This is a genomic window from Mesotoga infera (genome assembly GCA_011045915.1).
Taxonomy (GTDB): Bacteria; Thermotogota; Thermotogae; order Petrotogales; family Kosmotogaceae; genus Mesotoga; species Mesotoga infera_D.
The window spans coordinates 1-2,634 of record DSBT01000279.1 but is presented as its reverse complement, the minus strand read 5'-3'; the positions used below and the strand labels follow the sequence as shown (position 1 = coordinate 2,634).

Below are 2,634 nucleotides of genomic sequence, written 5' to 3'. Positions count from 1 at the left end.
TATTTGAAAGACAACAACCTCTTATTTAAAAGGGAGCGCATGACTCACTCGTATCCTTTCTGCTGGAGATGTGACACTCCGCTTCTGTATTACGCGAGAAAATCCTGGTACATAAAGACCACGGAATACCGGGACAAGATGGTCCAAGTGAACAACTCCGTCAACTGGTATCCGAAATTCGTCGGCGAGGGCCGCTTTGGGAACTGGCTCGAAAACATGGTAGACTGGGCGCTCTCGAGAGACAGATACTGGGGAACTCCTTTAAATGTGTGGAAGTGCGACGACTGCGGAAAACTCGCATCGGTAGGCTCTAGAAAAGAACTCGTTGAGAGAGCAGTAGAAGATATTTCGGAGGATATTGAGCTTCATCGCCCGTACGTTGACGACGTTCATCTCAGGTGTGAATGTGGCGGCCAGATGACGAGAACTCCCGAGGTCATAGACTGTTGGTTTGACTCCGGCGCAATGCCTGTGGCTCAGCATCACTATCCCTTCGAAAACAAAGAGAGCTTCATGGGAGAACTCTTCCCCGCCGACTTCATCTGTGAAGGAATCGATCAGACAAGAGGCTGGTTCTACTCGCTTATGTCAATTTCCACATTTCTTTTCGGACAGTCTCCGTACAAGAATGTTCTTGTCAACAACCTCGTACTGGACAGGACCGGTCAGAAGATGTCCAAGTCAAAGGGAAACACGGTTGATCCATGGGAAATAATCGACAAATACGGTGCTGACACCCTTAGATGGTATCTCTTAGCGGTCTCGCCGCCATGGGTTCCGACTAAGTTCGATGAGGACGGAGTAAAGGACACTTACAGCAAATTCTTCGGGACTTTGCACAGCGTCTTCTCATTCTTCACTATGTACGCCAATGTGGACGACGTCGATCCGGTAGAATTCGAGCTGCCGGTTTCGGAAAGGGAAGAAGTCGACAGATGGGTAATCTCGAGGCTTAATACTCTAGTGAGGGAGGTCACAGACCTTCTGAGCAATTATGATCTCACAAAGTCGGTAAGGGCCATACAGGATTTCGTTGTCGAAGAGGTGTCGAACTGGTATGTGCGAAGGACGCGAGACAGATACTGGACGAGCGAGCTTGACAACAGCAAAAAGGCCGCTTATCTGACGTTGTATGAGGTGTTGTTGACAGTAGCGAGATTGATGGCGCCTATTGCTCCTTTCACTGCCGAAGAGATCTTCCGGAATCTAACACACGCAGAGAAGGGTTCAGTGCATCTCAAACTTTATCCAGTTGCCGATGAAAGCTTGATAGAGCCGGATCTTGAGAAGAGAATGGCTACAGTTATGGATATCGTGACCTTAGGAAGAGCATGTAGAAACAAGGTGCAGATTAAGGTCAGACAGCCGCTGCCGAAGATACTTGTTGACGGAAACATCAGAAAGATTGTCGAGTCGATGCGGGAGCTGATCCTTGAAGAGATCAACGTGAAGGACATAGAGTATATCGAGGAACTTGGAGACTACGTCAATTACGAAGTGAAACCGAACTTCAGAGTAATGGGCCCGAAGTTCGGAAAAGATCTAAAATCTATCGGAAATGCTCTCAGATCGATGAAACCTTCTGAAGTAGTAGCCAGAGTTAAGCATGATGGCAAGATAGAGGTTGAAGTTCAAGGAAAGCTCTTCGAGCTAAAAGAAGAGGACCTCGATATACGAATCCAGGAGCTTGAAGGCTTCACTTTCGAGATGAGCAATGACAACTTTGTGATACTGGATACAGAACTCACTCCCGATCTGCTGCAGGAAGGGCTTGCAAGAGAGATGGTGTCGAAGATACAGACAATGAGAAAGGAAGCCGACTTTGAGATCACCGACAGAATAAGAGTAGCTTTTTCGGGGCCTGACGCGCTCGTCAATGCTATAGAGAGTTTCGAGGACTACATAAAGGAAGAGACTCTGTCTGACACCGTTAACTTTGATGAGAGACTTGAAGACGGAACAGAATGGAATCTCAACGGGCACAACACTCTGATTAGAGTAGAGAGAATCTAGGCAAAACATGAGAAAACCGGGAGTATATGCTCCCGGTTTTCTCTTTAGGGAAAAACAACTTATACCGTCAGTTTGACAATGATAGCCGGATCGAGAATCCTGAAGGTGAATGATTCCGATATGAAGAGCTCAACCTCTTCGTTCGTGTGACTCTGATAACCAATCTCGAAATCTCCGCCGATAACCATTTCAAGGTCATCATGATCCTTCGGAATAAGCAACGCATCTTTAACCACTCTGCTGACAACGATATCTGTTCCCAGGAAGGACTCGATTCTCTTCACAAGCGGGTATCCTGAAACATGTGAGTTCAGCATTGCCATAGTCTTGGGATTCACTATTAGAACGAATGGTCCATCCACGAAATTGTCCTTCAAAACCTGGACAGCCTTAGAAAGCGATTCGATTATTTCGCTCGGCTTTGAGCCCAAAGGAATCGGTTCGTTTTCAGCCGACTCGACAATTCCTTCGATCGTCGCTTTTTGGTAGCCATTATAGATAACATTCTCTTCGAAGAGCGCTATCTGTTTTGCTGCTTCCTCAAGCGGTCCCAGGTCGGAATCCTTGGCTCCTCTCTCAATATCATCCATCTGCCAGCGAACCAGCTTGAAGGGAACCCTT

The 2,634-nt window shown here is 47.1% G+C and carries 2 protein-coding genes; one reads left to right on the top strand and one right to left on the bottom strand.

Translation table 11 applies throughout. The features are described from left to right. A partial coding sequence (locus ENN47_09255) for an isoleucine--tRNA ligase (protein HDP78350.1) occupies positions 1-2,013 on the top strand: 2,013 nt, incomplete at its 5' end. 59 nt (positions 2,014-2,072) lie between these two features. Here the strand turns inward: ENN47_09255 and ENN47_09250 are convergent. Continuing rightward, positions 2,073-2,634, bottom strand: a 562-nt coding sequence (locus ENN47_09250; protein ID HDP78349.1) for a bacteriocin, incomplete at its 5' end; no start/stop codon positions are given.